Genomic DNA, 23,704 nt, shown 5'->3' with positions numbered 1-23,704 from the left:
ATCAATGCAGCCCCTGATCTCGACCATCATCGAAAATCGCCTTCTATTGATCCTGAGCTGCTTTGTGATCGGCTTGATCGGCATGGTTCTGGTGTTGCGCAACACCAGAAATCGCCTTTGGTGGCGCATTGCCGATCTGGTTTGGGTCGCATTGGGCGGGCTGGGCGTCGTGACGGCCTTGCTGGCCGGTGTCTATGCGGATGACAGCGCACGGCTGGAACGCCAGATCGACCTCAGCTATGCGACGTCGGATGCGTTTGATCGCGATGCGGCGCGGTTTCGCCTGCGCTATTGCGTTGATGCCGACAATCCCGCCATCTCCAGACTTTGCGAACGGATCGAATTCCTGTCTGCCTCGGCCGCGATCAACACCGAACTGCCATTCTTCGCCGATGTGGCCCATGCCAGCGCGCCCCTGCGCATGCTGCGCCCGCTGATCGGAGAGCCGGAAACCGACGGCCAGGCTGCCAGCTATGCCGAGAAACTGTCGCGCGTCGAACGCTTTGATGCCCGAAACCTTCTGGCCTTCGACCCGCTGGACACGGACACGGTGATGGCGCTGAAATCGGTCGAACGGGCATCCGCCGAGATTGCCGCCGACTATCGCGTCCTTGCCTTGACCTATCGCGATCTGATCGAGTCACTGCGTCGCGTCAAGCTGGACTGGGAGTTTCTCCAGAAGAACTCGCTTTTCGTTCTGTTCCAGGTCCTTGCCCTGTCACTGATCGCGATCGCGGCGCCCTTCAGGTTGGGAAAATCAATCGCCGAGCTGTGCTGACAGGGCTAACCTTCCTGCATGCCCTCAAGATATTCCATCAGGGCAACCAGCCTCCAAGGGGTCGGTGTCTCGATCCCGTCACCGGAATCATACAATACCGTCCTGCCCTCTAGCAGATCACCAAATGCGGGCATCGCGCTATGCGTCGTGCCGGTCGTGTATCCATCAATATGGCTCATGACCCGGCTTTCGGGAAAGCTGCCGCCGTTGCGCGCTGCGATTTGCGTCAGATCGGCGGGTCGCGGATCAAGGCTGGCCGCCAGAGCACCGTCACCCTTGCCGTCCCGGCCATGGCAATCTGCGCAGAACTGCTGGTAATCCTTGCGCGCCGTGGTGATCTGCGCGTCGGGCGCACAGGCCACGATCACGCCTGCCACCGCCAGAAACCCAACCCCGCCGAGAATCGTCTGTCGCATATCTGCCCCTGAATGCCTGTCGATCGGATCGAGCTTGCCCTGCCTGTCAGGATCAAGCAACCGTTTCGTTCAGGCGGATGACCCGATCCATGCGTCCGGCCAGTTCGTGGTTATGCGTGGCAATCATCGCGGAAAGGCCGGTTTCACGCACAAGGCCCATCAACACCTCGAACACCCGGTCCGAGGTTTCAGGATCCAGATTCCCGGTTGGCTCATCCGCCAATAACAGGGCCGGCTTGTTCGCCAGCGCCCGACAAAAGGCGACCCGCTGCTGTTCACCGCCCGACATCTCGGCGGGCCTGTGATCGCCACGATGCGCCAGGCCGACCTTGTGCAGCAGGTCCTCGGCCCGTTCCCGCGCCACGCGTTCGCCGCTGCCATTTGCAAGTTGTGGAAGGATGATGTTCTCGGCGGCACTGAACTCGGGCAGCAGATGATGGAACTGGTAAACGAAACCCAGCTCGCGGCGGCGGGCCTCGGTCCGCGCACGGTCGCCCAGTCCGCTCATATCACGCCCATGCAACATGACCTTCCCCGAATCGGGCGTGTCCAGCAGACCGGCAATGTGCAACAGCGTGGATTTCCCGGCCCCTGACGGCGCGACCAGCGCCACCACCTCGCCCTGCCCCACCGACAGGTCCAGATCATGCAGAACACTGACCGGCGCAGGCCCGTCCTTGGCATAGGTCTTGGACACGCCGATCAATTGCAAAACGTCACTCATAACGCAAAGCCTCCACGGGGTTCATGCGCGCCGCGCGACGGGCCGGAAAGATCGTCACGATGAAAGACAGCGTCAGGGAAAGACCCACTGCGCGGAAAATATCCCAGGCGCGCAATTCTGCCGGCAGGCGATAGATACCCCGCACCTCCGGCTGCCAGGCGCCTCCATCGGTCAGGGCATTCAGCCCCGCCATGATGCTTTCGACGTTCAGTGCCAGCATCACCCCCAAAATCACCCCGATTATCGTGCCCAGCACGCCTGTGAAGGCCCCGCACAAAAAGAACACGCGCAGCACCGCCCCCTCGGTCAACCCCATCGTGCGCAAGATGCCGATATCGCGCCCCTTGTTCTTGACCAGCATCACCAACCCGGATGTGATGTTCATGGATGCTATCAATACCAGTACGGACAGGATCACGAACATGACGTCATCCTCCATATCCAGCGCGGCAAGAAAACTGCTCGACGCATCGCGCCAGGTCCAGACCTGTGCCCCTTCGCCCACCGTTCTCAGCAAGGGCAAGGTCCAGTCCGCGACCTGTTCAGGATCGTCGACGAACACCTCGATCTCATCGGCGACGCCCTCACGATTGAAATAGCTCTGCGCCTCATCCAGGGGCATGTAGATCCGCGTGCGATCGACGTCGTAACGCCCCGAATTGAAGATAAAGCCAATCTCATAGGAATTGACGCGCGGTGTTGTGCCAAATGCCGTGCGCGCGCCCTCCGGGGCGATCAAACGTATCTTGTCGCCAACCGACACCGACAATTCCCGCGCGATGCCCGCGCCGATCGCGATTCCGGGCCCGAACTGCGCAACATCTCCGCGCAGGGTTGCAGGATCCACGATCCGCGGCATCGCCTCCAGATCCGCTTTGCCGATCCCATAGACTTCGGCCACATTCGACTTGTCATGCGCGCTTGCCATGACCTGTCCACGCACAACAGCCGCAGCCCGGGTCACTCCGGGCAGATCGGCCACTTTCTGCGCCATTCCGTCATAATCCTGAATACGGCCGGCAACGACATAGACCTCATCGGTCAGATCATTCTCGATCCGCTGCGGAACCATATAAACCGTGCTATGAGCATTCGCGCCCAGAACCGTATCGACGAATTCCGCACGAAATCCTGCCCGCACAGCCAGGGTCGCGATCAACGCCATGACTCCCAGCGCGATTCCGATCAGGCTGATCCAGGTCATCACACTGACCCCGCCCTCGCTGCGCCGCGCCCGCAGGTATCGCCAGGCGATCATGAACTCATATCTGGAAAACATGGCGGGGCCGGACATTGGGAAACCTTGCGTAAACCGCTGTGAAACTGACCGCCCGGGGACCGAAGTGCAAGCCGACAAAAGCGTGAAGACTTCTTCTTCGTCCAAATACCCATATTGCGGCGACGCGCGCGGGATGCCACAACATGTGGCATGGCAAAACCCAGTATCGCTTTCACCTGCACAGAATGCGGCACCGCGCACAAGAAATGGGCCGGGCGCTGCGATTCTTGCGGAGCCTGGAACTCCATCATCGAAGAAGCGCCCTTGTCGCAGGGGCCCGGCCGTGGCCTGGGCGCGGCCAAGGGCCGTGCCGTTCCCCTGTCCGGCCTTTCAACCAAAGATGCCCCGCCGCCTCGTGGCCATTCCGGCCTGGCCGAACTTGATCGGGTCCTTGGTGGCGGGCTGGTCCCCGGTTCGGCGGTTCTTGTCGGCGGCGATCCCGGCATCGGCAAATCGACACTGCTTCTCCAGGCGGCAGCCGCCTTTGCCCGAGGGGGCCAGAACGCAATCTATATCAGCGGCGAAGAAGCAAGCGCGCAGGTCCGGATGCGTGCACAACGGCTGGGTCTGGCGGATGCCCCGGTGCGCCTGGGTGCCGAAACCAATCTTCGCGACATCCTGACAACGCTGGATCAGGAACGCCCCGACCTCGCCATTATCGATTCGGTCCAGACCCTTTGGTCGGACACGGTCGAGGCCGCCCCCGGATCGGTCGCCCAGGTCAGGGCGGCGGCACATGAGCTGGTCACCTTTGCCAAACGCCGCGGCGTCGCCGTGATTCTGGTCGGACATGTGACCAAGGACGGGCAGATCGCCGGCCCACGCGTGGTCGAACATATGGTCGATACCGTGTTGTATTTCGAAGGCGAACGCGGTCATCAGTTCCGTATCCTGCGCAGCGTCAAGAACCGGTTCGGCCCCGCCGACGAGATCGGCGTATTCGAAATGACCGGCGGCGGCCTTGCCGAAGTCGCAAATCCCTCGGCACTTTTCCTCAGTGAACGTGGCCAGCCCTCGCCCGGCAGCGCGGTTTTTGCGGGCATCGAAGGGACGCGACCGGTCCTGACCGAGGTGCAGGCGCTGGTCGCGCCGTCGACACTCGCCTCTCCACGACGCACGGTTGTCGGGCTGGATTCGGGCCGGGTCTCGACCATCCTCGCCGTGCTCGAGGCGCGATGCGGCATTCCCTTTGCCGGGCTGGATGTCTTTCTGAACGTCGCCGGCGGAATGCGCGTCCAGGAACCGGCGGCAGATCTGGCAATCGCGGCGGCTTTGCTCAGCGCCCGAGAGGATAACGCGCTGCCCGCCGAGGCCGTTCTTTTCGGTGAAATCAGCCTCTCCGGGGCGTTGCGACCGGTGGCACAGGCGGAAAACAGGTTGAAAGAAGCGCAAAAACTTGGTTTTTCACAAGCGATTTTGCCCGATGGTCAAAAGATCGAGGGCGCGGGCGGGATGACACGTCGGCAGATTGCAGACCTAACCGGGTTTGTTGGCGAGATTTTCGGCGCCGGCTGATCCGCCTGAAAACGAAACGATATCCGGCGCAGGGACAGATTGATGGACGGTTTCACGATTATTGACGCGGTGGTGGCGGGCGTCATCATTCTTTCGGCAATACTGGCGTGGTCGCGGGGTTTCGTGCGCGAATCACTGGCCATTCTTGGCTGGATCGCTGCGGCCATACTGGCGTTTCTTTTCGCCGCGACGATCAGACCGATGATCGCGCAACTGCCGGTGCTGGATCGATTTCTGGGTGACAGTTGCGAACTGGCAACGATCGCCGGCTTTGCCGTGGTCTTTGCGCTGGCACTTGTGGTTTTCTCGATCATTACCCCGCTGTTTTCGTCGGTCGTCCAGCGTTCAGCCCTTGGCGGGGTGGATCAGGGCATGGGCTTTCTGTTCGGCGTTGCGCGCGGCATCCTTTTGGTTGCCATCGCCTTTATCGTCTATGATCGCGTCATGACCAGCCAGCAGGTCGCAATGGTCGAAAATTCGCGCTCGGCACAGGTGTTTGAACGTATGCGCGGCCAGATGGACGAACAGATCCCCGATGACGCCCCAAGCTGGATCGTCAGCCGCTACGAACAGATGGTGCGCGGCTGCACCCAAACCGAAACGGTGACGCCGGATCAGACCCCGCCTGCCTCCAACTGATGAAACGGCCCTGGAAACCCGTTTCATGACGACCAGATGACAAAAAACCGCCCTCGCGTCGCCGCGAGGGCGTGACTTTATGCTCTGTGGCCACTACATAGCCCCTGACAGCCCAAAGCCATTCAGGACGCCGTGATGCAACCATTTCTGGCCCATCCGTTCGATTCGGACCGCCTTCACGAAGAATGCGGAGTATTCGGAGCGATAGGCATGGCCGATGCCTCCAGTTTCGTCGCCCTAGGGCTTCATGCCCTTCAACATCGTGGTCAGGAAGCCGGCGGCATCGTCGCCCATGACCCCGAACAGGGTTTCAACAGCGCGCATAGATTCGGCTATGTCCGCGACAACTTCACCAAGGCCGATGTCATGGCCACGCTGCCGGGTCATCTTGCCATCGGGCATGTGCGCTATTCCACTGCGGGAACCAAGGCGGCAACCGCGATTCGCGACGTGCAGCCCTTTTTCGGTGAATTCCACATGGGCGGCTGCGCCATCGCCCATAACGGCAACATCACCAACGCTGCCGCCCTGCGCCGCGAGCTGATCGAGCGCGGCTCGATCTTCCAGTCCTCATCCGACAGCGAATGCATCATCCACCTGATGGCGCGCTCCATCCAGCGCAACATCCCCGAGCGAATGAAGGACGCGCTGCGCCGCATCGAGGGCGCGTTCTCGGTCATTGCCATGACCCGCACCAAGCTGATCGGTGTGCGCGACCCACTTGGCGTGCGTCCACTGGTTCTGGGCAAGGTTGGCGATGACGGCTTTGTTCTGGCCTCGGAAACCTGCGCATTGGACATCATCGGCGCGGAATTCATCCGCGAGGTCGAGCCGGGCGAGATGGTCGTGATTTCGCAAGGCAAGGTCGAATCATCGCGCCCCTTCGGCCCATCCAAGGGGCGGTTCTGCATCTTCGAGCATGTCTATTTCTCGCGCCCCGATTCGATCATCGGGGGGCGTTCGGTCTATGAAACCCGTCGCCAGATCGGCGTAGAGCTGGCCCGCGAAGCCCCCATCGAAGCCGACCTTGTTTGCCCGGTCCCCGACAGCGGCACCCCGGCGGCGATCGGGTTTGCACAGGAATCGGGCATCCCCTATGGCATGGGGATTATCCGCAACCAGTATATGGGCCGCACATTCATCGAACCGACCGACCAGATCCGCAACATGGGTGTCAGGTTGAAACTGAACGTCAACCGCGCCCTGATCCGTGGCAAGCGCGTGGTGCTGGTCGATGACAGCGTTGTGCGCGGCACCACCAGCCGCAAGATCAAGGACATGATCATCGATGCGGGTGCCGCCGAAGTTCATTTCCGGATTGCCTCTCCGCCAACCGCCTGGCCCTGTTTTTATGGTGTCGATACGCCCGACCGCGAAAAGCTGCTGGCGGCCAACATGTCCACCGAGGAAATGCGCGATTGGATCGGCGTCGATTCACTGTCCTTCGTGACGCTGAATGGCCTGTATCGGGCCGTTGGCGAAAAGAAGGGCCGCAACACGAAATGTCCGCAATATTGCGACGCCTGTTTCTCGGGCGATTACCCGGTGGCACCGTTCGACCAGCTTGAGCGCGGCTTCCGCATGCAGCCCGGTTCCGAAACCGCCACCTCCGAGGCAGCCGAGTAAGGCCACCATCGCGGGCCGTCCGCAACGGCCCGCCCTTCCCTGCCAGTGTCGCCACAGCTTTCCGGACTGGCCGATTGACAGCGCCGCGATATTCACAATTCTGGGCGTGATGAAACAAGATAGCATACGCCCTCTGCTGGATCAGATCTGCACCCATATGGGCAACGAGCAGGATCGGGGTGCTGTTGCCAGCTATATCCCCGAACTGGCTTGCATCGACCCGGCCCATTTCGCGATGTCGGTGTGTTTGCCCGACGGAACACAAATAAGCGTTGGGGACGCAAAAATCGAATTTTCGATCCAGAGCGTGTCCAAGGTCTTTACGCTGGCCATCGCACTGGGACGCCACGGGGATCATTTCTGGACCCGCGTGGGCCGTGAACCATCGACCCATGTCTTCAACTCGGTCCAAGAACTAGAGGCCCGCGACGGGATTCCCCCCAACCCCTTCGTCAATGCAGGCGCAATCGCAACGACCGACTGTCTGCTGGTCGGGGCGACCCCGAAGGAAACACTGGCCGAAATCGTCCAATTCATGCGGTTGGCCGCATCCGATGACGCGATCTTCATCGATCCAGACGTCGCCAGTTCAGAAAAGGAAACCGGGCACCGAAACTGGGCCCTGGCGCATTTCCTGCGCAGTTGCGGAAACCTGCGCCACGAATGCGAACTGACCCTTGGCACCTATTTCCATCATTGCGCATTGGCCATGACCGCCGAACAACTGGCACGCGCGGGACGTTTTCTGGCGGGCATACATCCTGCCGGAAATCTGATCGCTCCCGGTCATATACGCAGCATCAATGCGCTGATGATGACCTGCGGCCATTACAATGGCTCGGGCGAATTCGCCTATCGCGTCGGCATCCCTGCAAAAAGCGGAGTCGGGGGCGGAATCCTTGCGGTTCTGCCCAACCGCGCGTCGATTGCGGTCTGGTCTCCGGGCTTGGACCGCTACGGAAACTCATTGCTGGGCACGCAGGCGCTCGAGATATTATCACAAGAACTGTGCCTGTCGATGTTCTCGGTCGCGCCGGGGATGGCGTCTCAAGGCTAGCGGCGGCGCATGGGCCGCCGCAGATATCACTTGGTGATGCGGTTCACATGGCCCATCTTGCGCCCGGATTTGACCTCGGACTTGCCATAGATATGGACCTGGACCGACGCCGAAGCCAGCAGATCAGGCAGCTGGTCCATATCGTCGCCGATCAGATTTTCCATGGTCACATCCGCATAGCGTTTGCCGTCACCCAAGGGCAGGCCTGCAACGGCGCGGATATGCTGCTCAAACTGATCCACCGCACATCCGGCCTGAGTCCAGTGACCCGAGTTATGGACCCGCGGGGCGATCTCATTCACGATCAGGCCCTCTGGCGTCACGAACAATTCGACCCCCATGACGCCGACATAATCCAGCGCATTGACGATTCTGGCGGCCATCAGCACCGCATCCGTCGTGATCTTGGTCGGCAGCCCCGAAGGCACGGTCGTGCGTCGCAAAATGCCTTCCTGATGCAGGTTCAGGCCCGGGTCATAGGCCGCGACCCGTCCATCGGCACCACGGGCAACGATGACGCTGATCTCTTCGGAAAAGCTTACAAACCCTTCCAGCACCGATGCCGCGCCCGTCCAGCCCGGATTTTCCGGGCGATCGATCCGGATCTGCCCTTTGCCGTCATATCCCATGCGCCGCGTTTTCAGGATCGATGGCGCTCCGATGACAGCCACTGCCGCCGCCAGATCGCCTTGGGTTGCGACATCTGCAAATGGCGCGGTGGCCAGCCCGATTTCATTCAGGAAGTTTTTTTCGGTCAAGCGATCCTGCGACACGGCCAACGCCCTGCGGTTGGGCCGGATCGGGCGGATTGACTCCAAAAGATCCAGCGCCGAGGTCGGCACATTCTCGAACTCATAAGTGATGACATCAACGGTCTGCGCGAATGCCCGCAACGCGTCATGGTCATCATAGCTGGCATTGGTCACCCGCCACGCGACATCGGCCGCAGGTGCGACGCCCGGCTCGTAAATGTGGCAGCGCAGCCCCAGCCTGCTGGCCGCCGCCGACAGCATCCGGCCCAATTGTCCGCCGCCCAGAATGCCGATGGTCCGAATATCACTCATCAACCGGCTCCTCGGGGATCGAGGCCGACAGGGCATCGCGCCACGCATCAAGCCGTGCAGCCAGTTCGGGATCGTTGATCGCCAGGATGCCTGCGGCCATCAACCCCGCATTGGCCGCGCCGGCCGAACCGATGGCCATGGTGGCAACCGGAAATCCCTTGGGCATCTGCACAATCGAATACAACGAGTCCACGCCGGACAAGGCGCGGGTCTGAACCGGCACGCCAATCACCGGAACGCGCGTCTTGGACGCCATCATTCCCGGAAGATGCGCAGCACCGCCAGCCCCGGCGATGATCACCTTCAACCCGCGCGATACGGCACCCTTGCCGTAATCCCACAAGCGGTCCGGCGTACGATGTGCACTGACGATGCGCGTTTCATAGGCGATGCCAAGCTCATCGAGAATAGCTGCCGCCTCGCGCATGGTCGCCCAGTCCGACTGGCTGCCCATGATGATTCCGACCGGCTTGTCCATACGGGTTCCCCTTCTTGTGGATTGCGCAGGCAATAGCGCGGGACCGCGCCAGCCGCAATCAGGCGATGATATCGGGGGTCAATTCATCTTCCAGACGCGAAATCCTGTCCTTCAGAACCAGTTTCTGCTTCTTCAACCGCTGCAGAGCCAATGATGAGGTCAGTTGCTGCGACGCAAGTGCCGCAATGGCTTCGTCCAGATCGCGATGTTCACAACGCAAAGCAGTCAGCTTGGCGCGCACAATCTCGTTATGGGACATTTCATTCTGGATATTCATCAGACTACCGGCACCAGGGATCCAACATCGTTTCCTTGCTTATAGCCCGACAGCAAAGAGCTGTTAACTGAATCCTTCCGTTTCCGTGACATTCAGGGCCAGCAGCGAAAGACCCATATCTTGTTTCCGGACCCGTAAATGCACATATTGAACGTAATCGGGTCGCCAGTTCCGGGGCCCGGACATGACAGTCGCTTCATCATCAAAGGGCTGATGACCATGACCAAGATTTCGCTGGGGGCGCATCCCTACCTGCTGGGCTTCGACCAGCTCGAACGACTGGCGGAACGGGCCGCCAAGGGGGCCGAAGGCTACCCCCCCTATAACATCGAACACATCGCGCCTGACGGCTTTCGTATCACGCTGGCCGTTGCGGGATTTGCCGAGAAAGACCTGAACATCACCACCGAAGACCGGCAATTGGTCATCCGGGGCAAGCTGCCCGAAACCGAAGAAGAGCGGGTCTTTCTACATCGTGGAATCGCCGGACGCGCCTTTCAGCGCAGTTTCGTGCTGGCCGATGGGGTCGAGGTGATATCGGCCGAAATCGAGAACGGTCTGCTGCACGTCAATCTGCGGCGCGAACAGGCAGATCAGGTCGTCCAAACCATTCCGATCAGCCGCAAGTAAAGAAAGGGGATCATCATGGATACCAAATTTGATTTCGGTGAACCCGAAAGCCAGAACACTGTCTATATTCGCCGGGTTGCAACCAGCACCTTGCCAGAGGAAATCCGCGAACAGGTCCCTGACCTGGACAGCATGTACGCCGTCCACGATGCCGAGGGCGAACAACTTGCCCTGGTGCGCGACCGCTCGATGGCGTTCGTTCTTGCACGTCAAAACGAACTCAGCCCGGTCAGCGTCCACTAGGACAAGGCGCGTCGGGGTGCGTTGGAATATGCACCCCGACCCTACGCCACTCAGCCTTGCCGGCGGAATGTCACGTAATGAGGCTTGCGCCCTTCGCGCAGTGCTTTCTTCTCATATCGCGTGCTGATCCAGTCATCCCACGCTTCCGGCCCTTCGCAAACAAGATCAAACCCGGCAGCAGGCACCTCCTCCAGGGTTTGGCGAACATAATCGGGAATATCGGTCGCCACCCGAAACTCGCCGCCAGGGCGCATCACCCGTGCAAGCGGCAAAAGATGTTCGGGCGTCACGAATCTGCGGCGATGATGGCGCGACTTTGGCCAGGGATCAGGATACATCAGGAAAGCCCGCGAGATACTGCCCGCGGGCAGGACATCCATCATATCCCGTGCATCACCGGGATAGACGCTGACATTTGAAACATCCGCGGCCCGGATCTTCCCCAACAACATCGCGACGCCATTGATAAACGGCTCACAACCGATCACCCTGATATCCGGATAGGTCGCCGCCATATGAACCATATGTTCCCCACCGCCAAAACCAACCTCCAGCCATAGCGGACGGTCATCGCCGAAGGACTTTGCAGGATCAATTGCGCGGCGCTCGGGATTCTCCTCGATCGAAATACCCATTGGGCGCAGTTCGCCCAGATCCTCACTCAGATAGCCTTTCTGGCTCTGACGCAGGGTCTTGCCCTGCCGTCTACCATAAAAGTTGCGGCGGGGCGGATTTGGATCGAACGGGGATTTGGGCGTATCTGTCATATCGGCGGGAATTGCACCGAAGGCCGCGCAGCGTCAAGATCTGGCGCGGCCTTTGGCTGCTCATTCGTTCATTCGGCCATCAGACGGCTGATGATCACCGTGACCTCGGGCTTCTTGCCGATTTCCTCCATCGACACCTGCCGCGTGATCTTGCGGACCGCTTCCTCGATCTTGGCATCGTCGCGCGCGGTCTTGCGATCGGCGCTTTCAAGAAACTCGGCCAGCTCACCTTCGATATGGGCGGCCAGATCCTCGCCCCCCCGACTGCGTCCGGGCAAACCCGAAATCTCGACCCAGGCATCCGGCAACGGATTGTCATCTTCGTCAACGATGACACTGACCAGCGCATGACCGTTCAGAGCCATCCGGATGCGATCGCGCACGATCCCATCCATCGAACCGATTAGGACATTCCCGTCCAGATACAACCGCCCGGTCTCGACCTGATCCACCACTTTGGGTGCTTCGCCCGTCAGCTCCACCATCATGCCATTGGTCGCAACCGACGACGCGATCCCCTTTGATCTCGCGATCGTCATATGTTCACGCAGATGCATATGTTCACCATGCATCGGAATCACGATTTCCGGTTTCAGCAAATCATGCAGGGCTTCGATATCCGGTCGGTTTGCATGGCCGGACACATGGAACAACCCATCGTCGCCATCATAGAGATCGATCCCCATCTCGCTCAGCGCGTTCATGATCCGCCCGACCGAACGTTCATTGCCGGGAATGGTCTTCGAACTGAACAGAAAACTGTCACCTTCTTTCAGTGACAGGCCAAGATACCGCCCCCGCGACAGTTGCGCGCTGGCGGCGCGGCGTTCGCCCTGACTGCCGGTCACCAGAAGCATGACCTTGTTGCGCGGCAAACCCGCTGCCTCGTCCGGGCCGATCGTGTTGGGGAAATCGGTCAACACACCGGTTTCCAATCCGACGCTGACCATCCGCCGCATGGCTCGCCCCAACAGGCAAACCTTGCGATCTGCGGCGATGGCCGCCTCGGCCAATGTTTTCAGGCGGGCGATGTTGGATGCAAAGGTCGTGGCGATCACCATGTTCTTCTGCGCAAGCACCCATTCGGTGATCGGGTTCGCCAACACGGCTTCGGAACGGCCTGGATGGGTCGAAAACACATTGGTCGAATCGCAGGTAAGCGCCTTGATGCCGCGCCCTTCATTCGCAATGTCGTGCCACATTTCCGGGTCAAAGCGTTCACCGACCACCGGCGTTCCGTCCAGCTTGAAATCACCGGTATGCACAACCCGCCCTGCCGGGGTGTCGATCACCAAGGCGGCGCTTTCCGGGATCGAATGGCTGACCGGCACGAACTGCACGGTGAAGGGGCCAAGCCGCGTCACCTCGGGCCGTGGACCGGTGATCTTGACCGTGTCGGCAGGGTGACCCATTTCCTCTAGCTTCAGCCGGCAAAGCGCACCGGTGAACTGACGCGCATAGATCGGCACGCCCAAACGCGCCCACAGATGCCCGACCGCACCAAGATGGTCTTCGTGCCCGTGGGTGATGAATATGCCCTCAAGCCGGTCGCGATTGTCCACGAGCCAGCTCAGATCCGGCATGATCAGGTCAATTCCCGGACTGCTGTCCATATCCCCGAAGGTCACACCCAGATCGACCAGAATCAGGCGTTCCTTGCCCGGCGCGCCATATCCATAGACATAGGCGTTCATGCCGATTTCGCCCGCGCCGCCAAGCGGCAAATAAATCAGGCGTTCAGACATTGCCCATCTCCTTGTTGTAATCATGTATCAGTCTAAGACCGTGAACTGTCAGATCGTCCTCGATCGCGTCAAATAGGTCAAACCCCTGATCGAACAAAGGCGCAAGTCCGCCGGTCGCGACAACCTTCATCGGCCGCTGACGTTCCTGCCTGATTTGGGTCACGATACCCTCGACCAGCCCGATATAACCCCAGAATATGCCTGATTGCAGACAGGCCACGGTATTGGTGCCCACCACCCTGGGCGGCCGCGTCACATCGACATGCGGCAGCGACGCCGCACCCATATGCAAGGCTTCAAGCGACAGATTGACCCCCGGCGCGATCACCCCGCCAACATAGGCCCCATCGAAATCAACGACGTCAAACGTGGTTGCCGTGCCGAAATCAACCACGATCAGATCCGCCCCGTGGCGTTCATAGCCCGCGACGGTATTCACCAGGCGGTCCGGCCCGACCGTCGTGCCGGTATCGACGCGCGGTGCCACGGGCAGCGCACAATCGGGCTTTCCCACCACCAGAGGACGGGTGTCAAAATAGCGGTTGCACAAGACCCGCAGGTTAAAAACGACACGCGGCGCCGTGGCGCTGATGATACAGGCATTGATCTGCAGTTCGAATTTCTGAACAGCGATCAACGTGGACAACCAGACGAAATATTCATCCGCAGTCCGCCGGTGATCGGTCGAGATTCGCCAATGTGCCAGAAATTTCTGACCGTCCCAGATCGAAAAGACGGTATTCGTATTTCCGGTATCGATGCAAAGCAGCATCGGATCTAGCCTTCGCCAAAATAGATGTCGGCAGCGGGGATCGCCACCCTGCCCCGCGATGTCATCAGGACCAATGCGCCCGTCTCGTCCATCCCCTCGAAGCGTCCGGTCGTTTCGCTTGTTCCGGTTCGCGCCGTCACCGTTTCACCCAGACGTGCCGCACGGGCGGTCCAGGCCTCTCGGATCGGGGCAAATCCGTAATCGCGATCCTGGCGGAACCAGTGATCAAAGCCCTGCGCCACGGCCGGCAAGACATCATCAGGGGTCAAAACCACGCCCGCCTCGTCCTGCAAGCTGACCGGCCGCAATGCTCCCTTTTCGACGGCATCCTGGGGTGGTGTCGAAATCAGGTTGATTCCGATACCAATGGCCAATGCGTTGACCCGCCCCCCGGAACCCGAACTTTCCAGAAGAATGCCGGACAATTTCCCCCCGTTCAGCAGCACATCATTGGGCCATTTCAATGAAATATTCAAACGCGGGCCGCACAGACGGATCAGGGCGTCATGAACGGCCAAAGCCGCCACAAATGAAAGGCGCGCGGCATCCGCAGGCCCGGATTGCGTTTGCATGACTAATGTCGCGGCAAAGTTCCCGACCGGATCGATCCACGCCCTGCCCCGGCGGCCACGACCAGCCTCTTGGCGACGCGCCATGATCCAGGTCGGTCCGGCAAGCGACGGCGCCATGCGAAAGGCCTCGGCATTCGTGCTGTCAACGCGGTCGATCACATGGCGGCCATAGCCTTGGGGCCATTCATCAACGATCGGCTTACTCACCCGCTGCACCGCTGGTGTCGACATGCGTGGCCTCCGAGCCGACCAGCGATTGCGCGGCGGTCGCAGCGGCATCGTCGACGCCGAACATGGTCACCGCACCCAACAGCAACATCGCCGCCGGAATCAGCAGCGCAAGATACTGGATCAGGCCCATCCTGCTTTCGACGCCCTCGGATTCCGCACCAAAGAACATGTAATACACGATGCGCAAATAGTAGAACGCACCGATCACCGACGCGATCACCCCCATCACGGCAAGCCAGGCCATATTCGCCTGAACGGCGGCGGACAGCACACCGAATTTCGCAAAGAAACCAAGGAACGGCGGCACGCCTGCAAGGCTGAACATCAGGAACAGCACGGCAAAGGCCTTCAGCGGCTCGGCCGAGGCAAAGCGGTTCAGGCTGGCCAGATCCGTGACCGGCATCCCTTCGCGTTCCAGCGAAAGGATGAAGGCAAAGGTTCCGACATTCATCACGGCATAGATCGCCATATAGATCAGCATCGCCTGAACGCCATAAGCCGTTCCGGCGGCCAGACCGACCAGGGCAAAACCCATATGCGCGATCGAAGAATAGGCCATCAGCCGCTTGATATTGCGCTGCCCGATACCGGCGATCGACCCAAGGAACATCGACAGAACGGCCAGCATGGCAATGATTTGTCCCCAATCGGCGGGAACATTGCCGAACGCATCAAACATCAGGCGCGCGATCAGGCCCATCGCCGCAACCTTCGGCGCGGTGGCGAAAAAGGCCGTAACCGGCGTGGGCGCGCCTTCATAGACATCGGGCGTCCACATATGGAAGGGCACGGCCGACACCTTGAACGCCAGGCCCACAAGCAGGAAGACCAGCCCGAACAACACGCCAAGCGACATCTCTCCGGCCGACACGGTGGAGAAAATTCCATCAAAGCTGGTGGTGCCTGCGAACCCATAGACCAGAGATGCGCCATAGAGCAGCATCCCCGAACTCAGAGCGCCCAGAACGAAATACTTCAAGCCCGCCTCGGATGAGCGTGCGCTTTCGCGGCGCATTGCAGCAACCACATAAAGCGACAGGGATTGCAATTCGAGGCCCATATACAGTGACAGAAGATCGCCCGCCGACACCATCATCATCATCCCGATCGCCGCCAGCGTGATCAGGATCGGATATTCAAACCGCATCAACCCGCGCCGGTCCATGTAGTCGACGCTCATGGCCAGAACCGCCGCGGCAGACAGCAGGATCGTGACCTTGGCGAAACGGGCGAATGCGTCATCCCGGAACATGCCAAAGAAAGCATCCTGATCGGGGCGGTCGGAAAAACCGACATAGACGCCGATCACCAATAGCGCGATCACGGTCGTCCAAAGGATCGGGCGGGCAATGCCATCCTTGCCGAACCACGCGCCCGCCATAAGGGCGGCCATGGCATAGATCGCCAGCAAGAGCTCGGGCAGGATGGTCGAAAGATCGAGCGCGGTCATCTTGCGTTCCTCAATGGCTGGCTTCGGCTGCGTCTATGGCGGCGGTGACGGCAAGCCCGTCCCGTGCTTCATGAGGCAGCGCGTCGTGATAGCGGACCAGCAACGCCTCGACAGAGGGGCCGGTGATGTCGGTAACAAGGCGCGGATAAACGCCCAGCAGCAGGGTCATCGCGATCAGTGGCGCAAAAATCCACTTTTCGCGCGGAGTCATGTCGGCAATCGTCTTGAGGCTTTCCTTGATCAAAGCCCCCAGCGTCACCCGGCGATACAGCCACAGCGCATAGGCCGCCGACAGGATCACCCCCGTCGCAGCAACCATCGCGACCCAGGTATTGGCCTTGAACGTCCCCATCAGCGTCAGGAATTCGCCGACAAAGCCCGAGGTGCCCGGCAGGCCGACATTCGCCATGGTGAAGAACATGAACACCAGCGCATAAAGCGGCATCCGGTTCACCAGCCCGCCATAGGCGTCGATCTCTCGCGTGTGCATGCGGTCATAGATCACGCCGACGCACAGGAACAGCGCCCCCGAGATGAAGCCATGGCTGAGCATCTGGAAGATCGCACCATCGATCCCCTGCTGGTTCGCCGCAAATGTGCCCATGGTGACATAGCCCATATGCGCGACCGAGGAATAGGCGATCAGCTTCTTCATGTCGCTTTGCGCAAGGGCCACCAGCGAGGTATAGACGATGGCAATCGCCGACATCCAGAACACCAGTGGCTGCAGCAGGTCTGACGCGACCGGGAACATCGGCAGGCTGAAGCGCAGGAAGCCATAACCGCCCATTTTCAGCAGCACGGCCGCCAGCACGACCGACCCGGCGGTCGGCGCCTGAACGTGGGCATCGGGCAGCCAGGTGTGAACCGGCCACATCGGCATCTTGACCGCAAAGCTGGCAAAGAAGGCGATGAACAGCAGCGTCTGCATGCCGCCGACGATCGTGAAGCCCAGGACGCGCATCGTCTCTGACGGAAAGTCGAATTGCAGCAGAGCGGCAATATCGGTCGTTCCGGCGGTGCGCGCCATGGCGATCATCGCCACCAGCATCAGGACCGACCCAAGGAATGTATACAGGAAGAACTTGAAGGCTGCATAAATACGGTTTTGCCCGCCCCAGATCCCGATGATCAGGAACATCGGGATCAGTCCCGCCTCGAAGAACAGGTAGAACAGGATCAGATCAAGCGCCGTGAAGACACCGATCATCAGACCTTCCAGCACCAGAAAGGCGATCATGTATTCCTTGACGCGTGTCTTGACGTCCCAGGTCGACAGGATCGTCAAGGGCATCAGGAACGTCGTCAACAGAACGAACAGCACCGAAATGCCGTCAACGCCCATCTTGTAGCGCAGCCCCATGATCCAGGCATGATCTTCGACGAACTGAAAGCCCGTATCGGCCGGGTTGAAGCCCGACAGCACGAAAAGCGAGATCAGGAAGGTCGCCGTCGTCGCAATCAGGGCGAGCCACTTGGCATTCTTCTGCGAGGCCTCGTCATCCCCGCGCAGGAACAGCGCAAGGATCGCCGCCGCAACGATCGGCAGGAAGGTGATGATCGAAAGTAGGTTCGTCATGTCAGTGCGTTCCCCGCATCATCACCCAGATCAGCAAGCCCACGATGCCCAGCACCATCGCGAAAGCATAGTGGAACAGATAGCCCGACTGCAGTCGCCCGGCAAACCGTGTCAGCCGCGGAATGATTCCCATGGCGACACCGTTGATGGCGCCGTCGATAACGGCTCCGTCCCCGCCCGTCCACAGGGTTCGGCCCAACCACTTGGCAGGACGGACAAAAACCACGTCGTAAACTTCGTCGAAATACCATTTGTTCAACAGGAACCGGTAAAGAACCGGCTGTTGCGCAGCCAGTTTGGCCGGTGCCTCGGGGCTGCGGATATAGAAAATCCATGCCAGAAGCAGACCCGACAGCATGGCGATGAACGGCGAGACCTTGACCCAAGTGGGCGCGTGGTGGGCCTCGTCCAGAACATGATTGTCGGGATGCATGTAAATCGCGCCACCCACGGGGGCCGCGACCTCTGCATGTCCGGTCTCGGCGCCTTCAGGTGCGTCGACGGCATGCGTGGCGTCAGCGGGCGCGCCATGATCGTCGCCATGTGCGTCAGCTTCGCCGCCATGTTCCGCCGTGGCATGGGCTTCGCCATGGCCCATATGGAAGAATTGCGCCACCTTGTCATGGCTGCCGAAGAACGGACCATACCAGACCATCCCGGCAAAGATCGCACCGACCGCCAGAACACCCAAAGGAACGGTCATGACGCGCGGGCTTTCATGGGCGTGCTCATGCGCATGATGATCGCCCCGCGGTTTTCCCCAGAAGGTCAGGAACATCAGCCGCCAGCTGTAAAAGCTGGTAAACGCGGCCGCGATGACCAACATCCAGAAGGCATAGTTGTTGCCGGCCCATGCGCTTTCGATCACCGCATCCTTCGACAGGAACCCGGCAAAACCGATATGCGTCAGCGGAATCCCGACACCGGTAATGGCCAGCGTGCCGATCAGCATCGCCCAGAAGGTCAGCGGGATCTTCTTGCGCAGACCGCCATAGTTGCGCATGTCCTGTTCGTGATGCATGGCGTGGATCACCGAACCCGCACCCAGAAACAGCATGGCCTTGAAAAAGGCATGTGTCAGCAGGTGGAACATCGCGACCGAATAGACACCGACACCTGCCGCAACGAACATGTAGCCCAGCTGCGAGCAGGTCGAATAGGCGATGACGCGCTTGATGTCGTTCTGCACCAGCCCGACCGTCGCCGCAAAGAAAGCCGTCGTCGCACCGATGACGGTGATGAAGGTCTTGGCATCGGGCGCGAATTCATAAAGCGGCGACATCCGGCAAACCAGAAACACACCGGCCGTCACCATGGTCGCGGCATGGATCAGCGCCGAAACGGGCGTCGGGCCCTCCATCGCGTCGGGCAGCCAAGTGTGCAACAACAATTGCGCCGACTTGCCCATCGCGCCGATGAACAGCAACACGGCCAGAACCTCGGCCGCGTTCCAGTCGCGCCACAGGAAATGCATCTGGGTCTGCGCCAGCGCGGGAACCTGCCCGAAGATCGTGTCGAACTGGATCGAACCGGTCATCCAGAACAGGCCAAAGATACCCAGAAGAAAGCCGAAATCGCCAACCCGGTTCACGATGAAGGCTTTCATCGCGGCCGCGCCCGCGGATTGTTTCTTGTAATAGAAACCGATCAGCAGATAGGACGCGACGCCGACGCCTTCCCAGCCAAAGAACATCTGCAGCAGGTTGTCGGCCGTCACCAGCATCAGCATGGCGAAGGTAAAGAAGGACAGATAGGCGAAGAAACGCGCCTTGTAGTTCTCGTCGTGTGTGAAGTTCTCGTCATGGGCCATGTAGCCCATCGAATAAAGATGCACGAGCGCCGAAACCGATGTCACGACGATCAGCATGATGGCCGTCAGCCGGTCCAGCCGGATGGCCCATTCGCTGGTGAAATCGCCCGATACGACCCAGTCCATGACCGGCAGGTGACGAACCTCGCCGTCAAAGCCCAGAAAGATGATCCAGCTGAACAAGCAGGCCGCGAACAGGATGCCCGTGGTCAGATATTGCGCGGCCTGTTCGCCGATCATCCGCCAGCCGAACCCGGCAATGATCGCGCCCAAAAGCGGGGCAAAGAGAATGAATTGCGCCATGACCTCTTAACCCTTCATCACATTGACGTCTTCGACCGCGATGGTTCCGCGATTGCGGAAGAACACCACCAGAATGGCCAGGCCAATCGCCGCCTCGGCGGCAGCGACCGTCAGAATGAACATGGTGAATACCTGCCCTGCCAGATCTCCGAGATGCGCCGAGAAGGCAACGAAATTGATATTCACCGCCAGAAGCATCAGTTCGATCGACATCAGGATGACGATGACGTTCTTTCGGTTCACGAAGATGCCGAAGACGCCGGCGACGAAAAGTATCGCCCCCACCGTTAGGAAATGTGTCAATCCGATCATCGTTTCTGTCCCTCCGGGTCGTTCACCCGTTGAAATATCCGTTTGCCACCAGAACCGCCGTTGCTATTCCGATGGCGACCGCAAGCCAGCTTGCGGCGTTCAAAGCCCCTGCCCGGGCTTCACATTCCTCAGTTCCATCGCCTTTGCCGGGTCACGATGCATCTGGGCAACCACGTCCTGACGCTTGACGTCCTTGCGGTGGCGCATGGTCAGGGTAATGGCACCAATCATGGCAACCAGCAGGATCAGGCCGGCAAACTGGAACGGCAGAAGATAGCGGTCATACAATACCGTGCCGATTGCATGTGTATTCATCGTATCTGCGGCAATCGGCGCCGCCCGCAGCCCTTCGGCCAGTTCCGAACTTTCCCAGACGCCGAAACCGATCGCCAACTGTGCCAGCAGCACGACCGCGATCAGGCCGCCAAGTGGCAGATAGCGCGCGAACTCGCCCTTCAACTCGGCAAAATCGACATCCAGCATCATCACCACGAACAGGAACAGCACGGCTACCGCGCCGACATAAACGATGATCAGCAGCATCGCGACGAATTCGGCCCCTTGCAGAACAAACAGTCCCGCCGCCGACAGAAAGGCCAGGATCAGCCACAGAACCGAATGCACCGGGTTGCGTGCCAGAACGACCATGAAGCCCGAGATGCAGACCGAAATTGCGAACAGGTAGAAGGCAAAGGTGATCATTCGTTTTCTTTCCCTTCGGATTCCGTGAAGACGCCTTGCGCGATTTCCAGCGCCTTTTGCATGGCCGGAATGCCGCCGAACATGCCCATCTGATAAATCACTTCCGCAATCTCGCGCGGGGTGGCGCCTGCCTCGATTGCGTGACGAATGGTCAGACGCAATTGCGGCTCGGCATGTGCGCCCTGGACTGTCATCGCAGCGATCGTGACCAAAAGGCGCGTGCGCGCATCAAGCCCGTCGCGATTGAAGGTCTTGCCGAACCACATTTCCAGCATGTCCGATGGCATGGTCGGGATCAGTTTCTCGAACGCCTTGGTGTCCACATGCTCGAGCGCGGGGTTGAAAGAGCGTGCCATCTCTTGCCCCGATTGCAGCATCTGCTGAAACATTTTCTGGAATGCGTCGGTCATCTGTAAGGCGCATCGATTGCAAGGTTGCGGGAAATCTCGGCCTCCCAGCGGTCACCGTTCTCAAGCAGCTTCTGCTTGTCATAAAACAGCTCTTCGCGGGTTTCCGTCGCAAATTCGAAATTCGGCCCCTCGACAATGGCATCCACCGGGCAAGCCTCTTGGCAGAAGCCGCAATAGATGCATTTCGTCATGTCGATGTCATAGCGGGTGGTGCGGCGGCTGCCATCTTCGCGCGGTTCGGCATCGATCGTGATCGCCTGAGCCGGGCAGATCGCCTCGCACAGCTTGCAGGCGATGCAACGCTCTTCGCCATTGGGATAACGGCGCAGCGCATGTTCGCCACGAAAGCGCGGGGACAACGGACCCTTTTCATGGGGATAGTTCAGCGTCGCCTTGGGTGCCAGAAAGTATTTCAGCCCCAGCCCAAATCCCTTGATGAAGTCAAACATCAGGAAATACTTGGTGGCGCGGGCAATATCGAATGCCATTTCTTATACTCCTGCCCAACGGGCCCAGAAGGTCCCGAAGACTTCGAATTTCGCAAGGAACGCCACGACGACCACCCAGGCCAGCGACAGGGGCAGAAACACTTTCCAGCCGATGCGCATCAATTGGTCATAGCGATAGCGGGGCACGATGGCCTTCACCATGGCGAACATGAAGAACCAGAACACCATCTTGATGAACATCCACAGCGCACCGTCCGGGATGCCGGGGATCGGCGACAGCCAGCCACCGAAGAACAGCAGGCTTATCAGTGCGCACATCAGCCACATGGCGATGTATTCGCCGGCCATGAACAACAGATAGGGCGTCGAGGAATATTCGACCATGAAGCCCGCGACCAGTTCCGATTCCGCTTCGGGAAGGTCAAAGGGCGGGCGGTTCGTTTCGGCCAGCGCGCTGACAAAGAACAGCACCAGCATCGGCAGATGCGGCAGCCAGTACCAGGACAACAGCCCTGCCCCGCGCTGCGCCTCGACAATGGCGGTCAGGTTCATCGATCCGGTCGAGATGATGATGCCAACGATGATCAGGCCCAGGCTGACCTCATAGGAAATCATCTGTGCCGCCGAGCGCAACGATCCCAGAAACGGATATTTCGAGTTCGACGCCCATCCGCCCATGATCACGCCATATACCTCAAGCGAGGAAACCGCGAAGATGAACAACACGCCAACATTGATATTGGCCATGACCCAGCCCGGCGCGAAGGGAATCGCAACGAACGCGGTCAACGCAAGCGTCATCGACAGGAAAGGTGCCAGAAAGAACACGAACTTGTCCGCGCCCGCCGGAACCACGATTTCCTTGACGATGTATTTCAGCGCATCCGCGAAGGTCTGGAACAGCCCCCAGGGACCAACCACATTGGGACCGCGCCGCATCTGCACCGCAGCCCAGATCTTGCGGTCGCCATAGACCATATAGACCAGCGACAGCATCACGAAGGCGATCAGCGCAAGACCCTGCAAAAGCAGGATCAACGCAGTGCCCCAGGAAGATGCCCAAAAATCAGCCATGACGCCTGTTCCTCTTCCTTACGCCGCGGGAATGCCGCGTGCCTTGCACTCGCGCAAGGTCTCATTCGTTTCCATGACGCGCAGCCCCATGGGCTTGCTGTCCGATATTGTAAAGGCCGCGCCAATCAGCAATTTTCCGTCACGTGTCTGCTGTAGCGTGCGGATATGACGCCCATATTTCGCGCCCTCGCCCTTTGCCCATCCGGCAAGTGCACAGGTCGCATACGAAAACGCGATATCGGCGTCCACCCCTTCGCGCAGATTTGCCGTGACCTCGACCAGATCGGCCCGGTCACCATCGCCGAGGGTCGCCACCTTGCTGCCGATGAAATCTTCGGCTTCGACGATCCTGCTTTCATCCCAATCGGGCAAGGCAGGCTGTGTGCGCTTTGCAAATTCCTCCAGCGCCTTTTCCTGCGCCGTCTTGCGCCCAGAGCGATAGCTTGGCAGCGATCCCCCCCGGCCGGCACCGAAATCAAGATCGAGATTGGCGTTCAACGCCATAAGATCCGCCTCGGTCACGTCGAAGGCATCGCGCCCGGCATCGCTGTCGAGATCCATCTTCGTGACGCTGCCGTCTTCTTCGAGGATCAGGATCTCACCCGATTTCGTCGAGATGCGCGCGCGGCTGAGCGCGGGCTTGCCTCCCACCTTGCCATCGGTCACCACCTGCGCAGTAACGTGATCGGGTTTTTCCGGCGGACGACCATCCCGATTGTCCCCGGAACACCCCCAGACCAGCCCGCACGCGACCAGCGCGGCGGCGACTGTCAGGGGCTGGCGAAGGGCTGGCTGCATGTCC

The 23,704-nt window shown here is 59.9% G+C and carries 26 protein-coding genes; 7 read left to right on the top strand and 19 right to left on the bottom strand.

Translation table 11 applies throughout. The features are described 5' to 3' along the window. Positions 1 to 4: 4 nt before the first annotated feature. Positions 5 to 778: a hypothetical protein gene (locus PAF17_RS01340; RefSeq protein ID WP_271887276.1), complete on the top strand. Its 774-nt coding sequence runs from the start codon at positions 5 to 7 to the stop codon at positions 776 to 778. A 5-nt stretch (positions 779 to 783) separates the two neighbouring features. Here the strand turns inward: PAF17_RS01340 and PAF17_RS01335 are convergent, their stop codons facing one another. The 3 genes from PAF17_RS01335 to PAF17_RS01325 are packed head-to-tail and all read right to left on the bottom strand — an operon-like array spanning position 784 to position 3,212. Continuing rightward, positions 784 to 1,194, bottom strand: a complete 411-nt coding sequence (locus tag PAF17_RS01335; protein WP_271887275.1) for a c-type cytochrome — start codon at positions 1,192 to 1,194, stop codon at positions 784 to 786. 52 nt (positions 1,195 to 1,246) lie between these two features. Further along, complete coding sequence (locus tag PAF17_RS01330) at positions 1,247 to 1,918, bottom strand: ABC transporter ATP-binding protein (protein ID WP_271887274.1); 672 nt, start codon at positions 1,916 to 1,918, stop codon at positions 1,247 to 1,249. Next, positions 1,911 to 3,212, bottom strand: coding sequence for a lipoprotein-releasing ABC transporter permease subunit (locus tag PAF17_RS01325; RefSeq protein ID WP_271887273.1), 1,302 nt, complete (start codon positions 3,210 to 3,212; stop codon positions 1,911 to 1,913). The genes PAF17_RS01330 and PAF17_RS01325 overlap by 8 nt, the downstream gene beginning before the upstream one ends. Before the next feature lie 135 nt (positions 3,213 to 3,347). Here PAF17_RS01325 and radA point away from each other — a divergent pair, with 135 nt between their 5' ends. From radA to PAF17_RS01305, 4 genes are all read left to right on the top strand, one after another. Continuing rightward, positions 3,348 to 4,712, top strand: a complete 1,365-nt coding sequence (gene radA, locus PAF17_RS01320; protein ID WP_271887272.1) for a DNA repair protein RadA — start codon at positions 3,348 to 3,350, stop codon at positions 4,710 to 4,712. Between the two features lie 42 nt (positions 4,713 to 4,754). Beyond that, a complete protein-coding gene (locus PAF17_RS01315; RefSeq protein ID WP_271887271.1) occupies positions 4,755 to 5,351 on the top strand; it encodes a CvpA family protein in 597 nt (198 codons plus the stop codon). 135 nt (positions 5,352 to 5,486) lie between these two features. Continuing rightward, complete coding sequence (gene purF, locus PAF17_RS01310) at positions 5,487 to 6,977, top strand: amidophosphoribosyltransferase (RefSeq protein ID WP_271887270.1); 1,491 nt, start codon at positions 5,487 to 5,489, stop codon at positions 6,975 to 6,977. 109 nt (positions 6,978 to 7,086) lie between these two features. Continuing rightward, positions 7,087 to 8,034, top strand: coding sequence for a glutaminase (locus PAF17_RS01305; protein WP_271887269.1), 948 nt, complete (start codon positions 7,087 to 7,089; stop codon positions 8,032 to 8,034). Between the two features lie 26 nt (positions 8,035 to 8,060). Here PAF17_RS01305 and PAF17_RS01300 read toward each other — a convergent pair whose 3' ends face one another. The 3 genes from PAF17_RS01300 to PAF17_RS01290 are packed head-to-tail and all read right to left on the bottom strand — an operon-like array spanning position 8,061 to position 9,853. Beyond that, on the bottom strand, positions 8,061 to 9,098 hold the full coding sequence (locus tag PAF17_RS01300) for a 5-(carboxyamino)imidazole ribonucleotide synthase (protein ID WP_271887268.1): 1,038 nt from the start codon (positions 9,096 to 9,098) through the stop codon (positions 8,061 to 8,063). After that, positions 9,091 to 9,576 (bottom strand): 5-(carboxyamino)imidazole ribonucleotide mutase, encoded by a 486-nt coding sequence (purE, locus tag PAF17_RS01295; RefSeq protein WP_271887267.1) that lies wholly within the window; start codon positions 9,574 to 9,576, stop codon positions 9,091 to 9,093. The genes PAF17_RS01300 and purE overlap by 8 nt, the downstream gene beginning before the upstream one ends. Before the next feature lie 58 nt (positions 9,577 to 9,634). Then, the gene (locus tag PAF17_RS01290; protein ID WP_271887266.1) at positions 9,635 to 9,853 is read right to left on the bottom strand and encodes a YdcH family protein; all 219 of its coding nucleotides are present in this window, start codon (positions 9,851 to 9,853) and stop codon (positions 9,635 to 9,637) included. A 219-nt stretch (positions 9,854 to 10,072) separates the two neighbouring features. Between PAF17_RS01290 and PAF17_RS01285 the strand changes: the two genes are divergently transcribed. Both PAF17_RS01285 and PAF17_RS01280 read left to right on the top strand, forming a co-directional pair. Continuing rightward, complete coding sequence (locus tag PAF17_RS01285; protein WP_271887265.1) at positions 10,073 to 10,483, top strand: Hsp20 family protein; 411 nt, start codon at positions 10,073 to 10,075, stop codon at positions 10,481 to 10,483. Positions 10,484 to 10,498: 15 nt separating this feature from the next. After that, positions 10,499 to 10,726: a DUF1150 family protein gene (locus PAF17_RS01280; protein WP_271887264.1), complete on the top strand. Its 228-nt coding sequence runs from the start codon at positions 10,499 to 10,501 to the stop codon at positions 10,724 to 10,726. A gap of 50 nt (positions 10,727 to 10,776) precedes the next feature. On the opposite strand, the gene trmB is transcribed toward PAF17_RS01280, so the two are convergent. From trmB to PAF17_RS01215, 13 genes are all read right to left on the bottom strand, one after another. Continuing rightward, entirely contained in the window at positions 10,777 to 11,493 is a 717-nt protein-coding gene (gene trmB / locus PAF17_RS01275; protein ID WP_271887263.1) for a tRNA (guanine(46)-N(7))-methyltransferase TrmB, read from the bottom strand. Between the two features lie 68 nt (positions 11,494 to 11,561). Next, positions 11,562 to 13,238, bottom strand: coding sequence for a ribonuclease J (locus PAF17_RS01270; protein ID WP_271887262.1), 1,677 nt, complete (start codon positions 13,236 to 13,238; stop codon positions 11,562 to 11,564). After that, positions 13,231 to 14,010, bottom strand: coding sequence for a type III pantothenate kinase (locus PAF17_RS01265; protein WP_271887261.1), 780 nt, complete (start codon positions 14,008 to 14,010; stop codon positions 13,231 to 13,233). Before PAF17_RS01265 ends, PAF17_RS01270 begins: the two co-directional genes overlap by 8 nt. A 5-nt stretch (positions 14,011 to 14,015) precedes the next feature. Next, positions 14,016 to 14,789, bottom strand: coding sequence for a biotin--[acetyl-CoA-carboxylase] ligase (locus tag PAF17_RS01260; RefSeq protein WP_271887260.1), 774 nt, complete (start codon positions 14,787 to 14,789; stop codon positions 14,016 to 14,018). Next, positions 14,782 to 16,263: an NADH-quinone oxidoreductase subunit NuoN gene (gene nuoN / locus PAF17_RS01255; RefSeq protein WP_271887259.1), complete on the bottom strand. Its 1,482-nt coding sequence runs from the start codon at positions 16,261 to 16,263 to the stop codon at positions 14,782 to 14,784. The genes PAF17_RS01260 and nuoN overlap by 8 nt, the downstream gene beginning before the upstream one ends. 10 nt (positions 16,264 to 16,273) lie before the next feature. Continuing rightward, positions 16,274 to 17,842, bottom strand: coding sequence for an NADH-quinone oxidoreductase subunit M (locus tag PAF17_RS01250; RefSeq protein ID WP_271887258.1), 1,569 nt, complete (start codon positions 17,840 to 17,842; stop codon positions 16,274 to 16,276). A 1-nt stretch (position 17,843) separates the two neighbouring features. Next, positions 17,844 to 19,955: an NADH-quinone oxidoreductase subunit L gene (gene nuoL, locus PAF17_RS01245; RefSeq protein ID WP_271887257.1), complete on the bottom strand. Its 2,112-nt coding sequence runs from the start codon at positions 19,953 to 19,955 to the stop codon at positions 17,844 to 17,846. A gap of 6 nt (positions 19,956 to 19,961) precedes the next feature. Further along, positions 19,962 to 20,267: an NADH-quinone oxidoreductase subunit NuoK gene (nuoK, locus tag PAF17_RS01240; protein ID WP_089343058.1), complete on the bottom strand. Its 306-nt coding sequence runs from the start codon at positions 20,265 to 20,267 to the stop codon at positions 19,962 to 19,964. A 99-nt stretch (positions 20,268 to 20,366) separates the two neighbouring features. Next, the gene (locus tag PAF17_RS01235) at positions 20,367 to 20,969 is read right to left on the bottom strand and encodes an NADH-quinone oxidoreductase subunit J (RefSeq protein ID WP_271887256.1); all 603 of its coding nucleotides are present in this window, start codon (positions 20,967 to 20,969) and stop codon (positions 20,367 to 20,369) included. Next, positions 20,966 to 21,379 (bottom strand): carboxymuconolactone decarboxylase family protein, encoded by a 414-nt coding sequence (locus tag PAF17_RS01230; RefSeq protein ID WP_271887255.1) that lies wholly within the window; start codon positions 21,377 to 21,379, stop codon positions 20,966 to 20,968. Before PAF17_RS01230 ends, PAF17_RS01235 begins: the two co-directional genes overlap by 4 nt. Next, positions 21,376 to 21,867, bottom strand: coding sequence for an NADH-quinone oxidoreductase subunit NuoI (gene nuoI / locus PAF17_RS01225; protein ID WP_271887254.1), 492 nt, complete (start codon positions 21,865 to 21,867; stop codon positions 21,376 to 21,378). The genes PAF17_RS01230 and nuoI overlap by 4 nt, the downstream gene beginning before the upstream one ends. A 3-nt stretch (positions 21,868 to 21,870) precedes the next feature. Beyond that, a complete protein-coding gene (gene nuoH / locus PAF17_RS01220; RefSeq protein WP_271887253.1) occupies positions 21,871 to 22,902 on the bottom strand; it encodes an NADH-quinone oxidoreductase subunit NuoH in 1,032 nt (343 codons plus the stop codon). An 18-nt stretch (positions 22,903 to 22,920) separates the two neighbouring features. After that, positions 22,921 to 23,700, bottom strand: coding sequence for a hypothetical protein (locus tag PAF17_RS01215; RefSeq protein WP_271887252.1), 780 nt, complete (start codon positions 23,698 to 23,700; stop codon positions 22,921 to 22,923). Between the last annotated feature and the right edge of the window lie 4 nt (positions 23,701 to 23,704).

This window comes from Paracoccus onchidii (assembly GCF_028294535.1).
In the GTDB taxonomy this organism is placed as follows: Bacteria; Pseudomonadota; Alphaproteobacteria; order Rhodobacterales; family Rhodobacteraceae; genus Paracoccus; species Paracoccus onchidii.
Note: the sequence above shows the minus strand (reverse complement) of the source record. Positions and strands in the feature narration are given on the sequence as shown.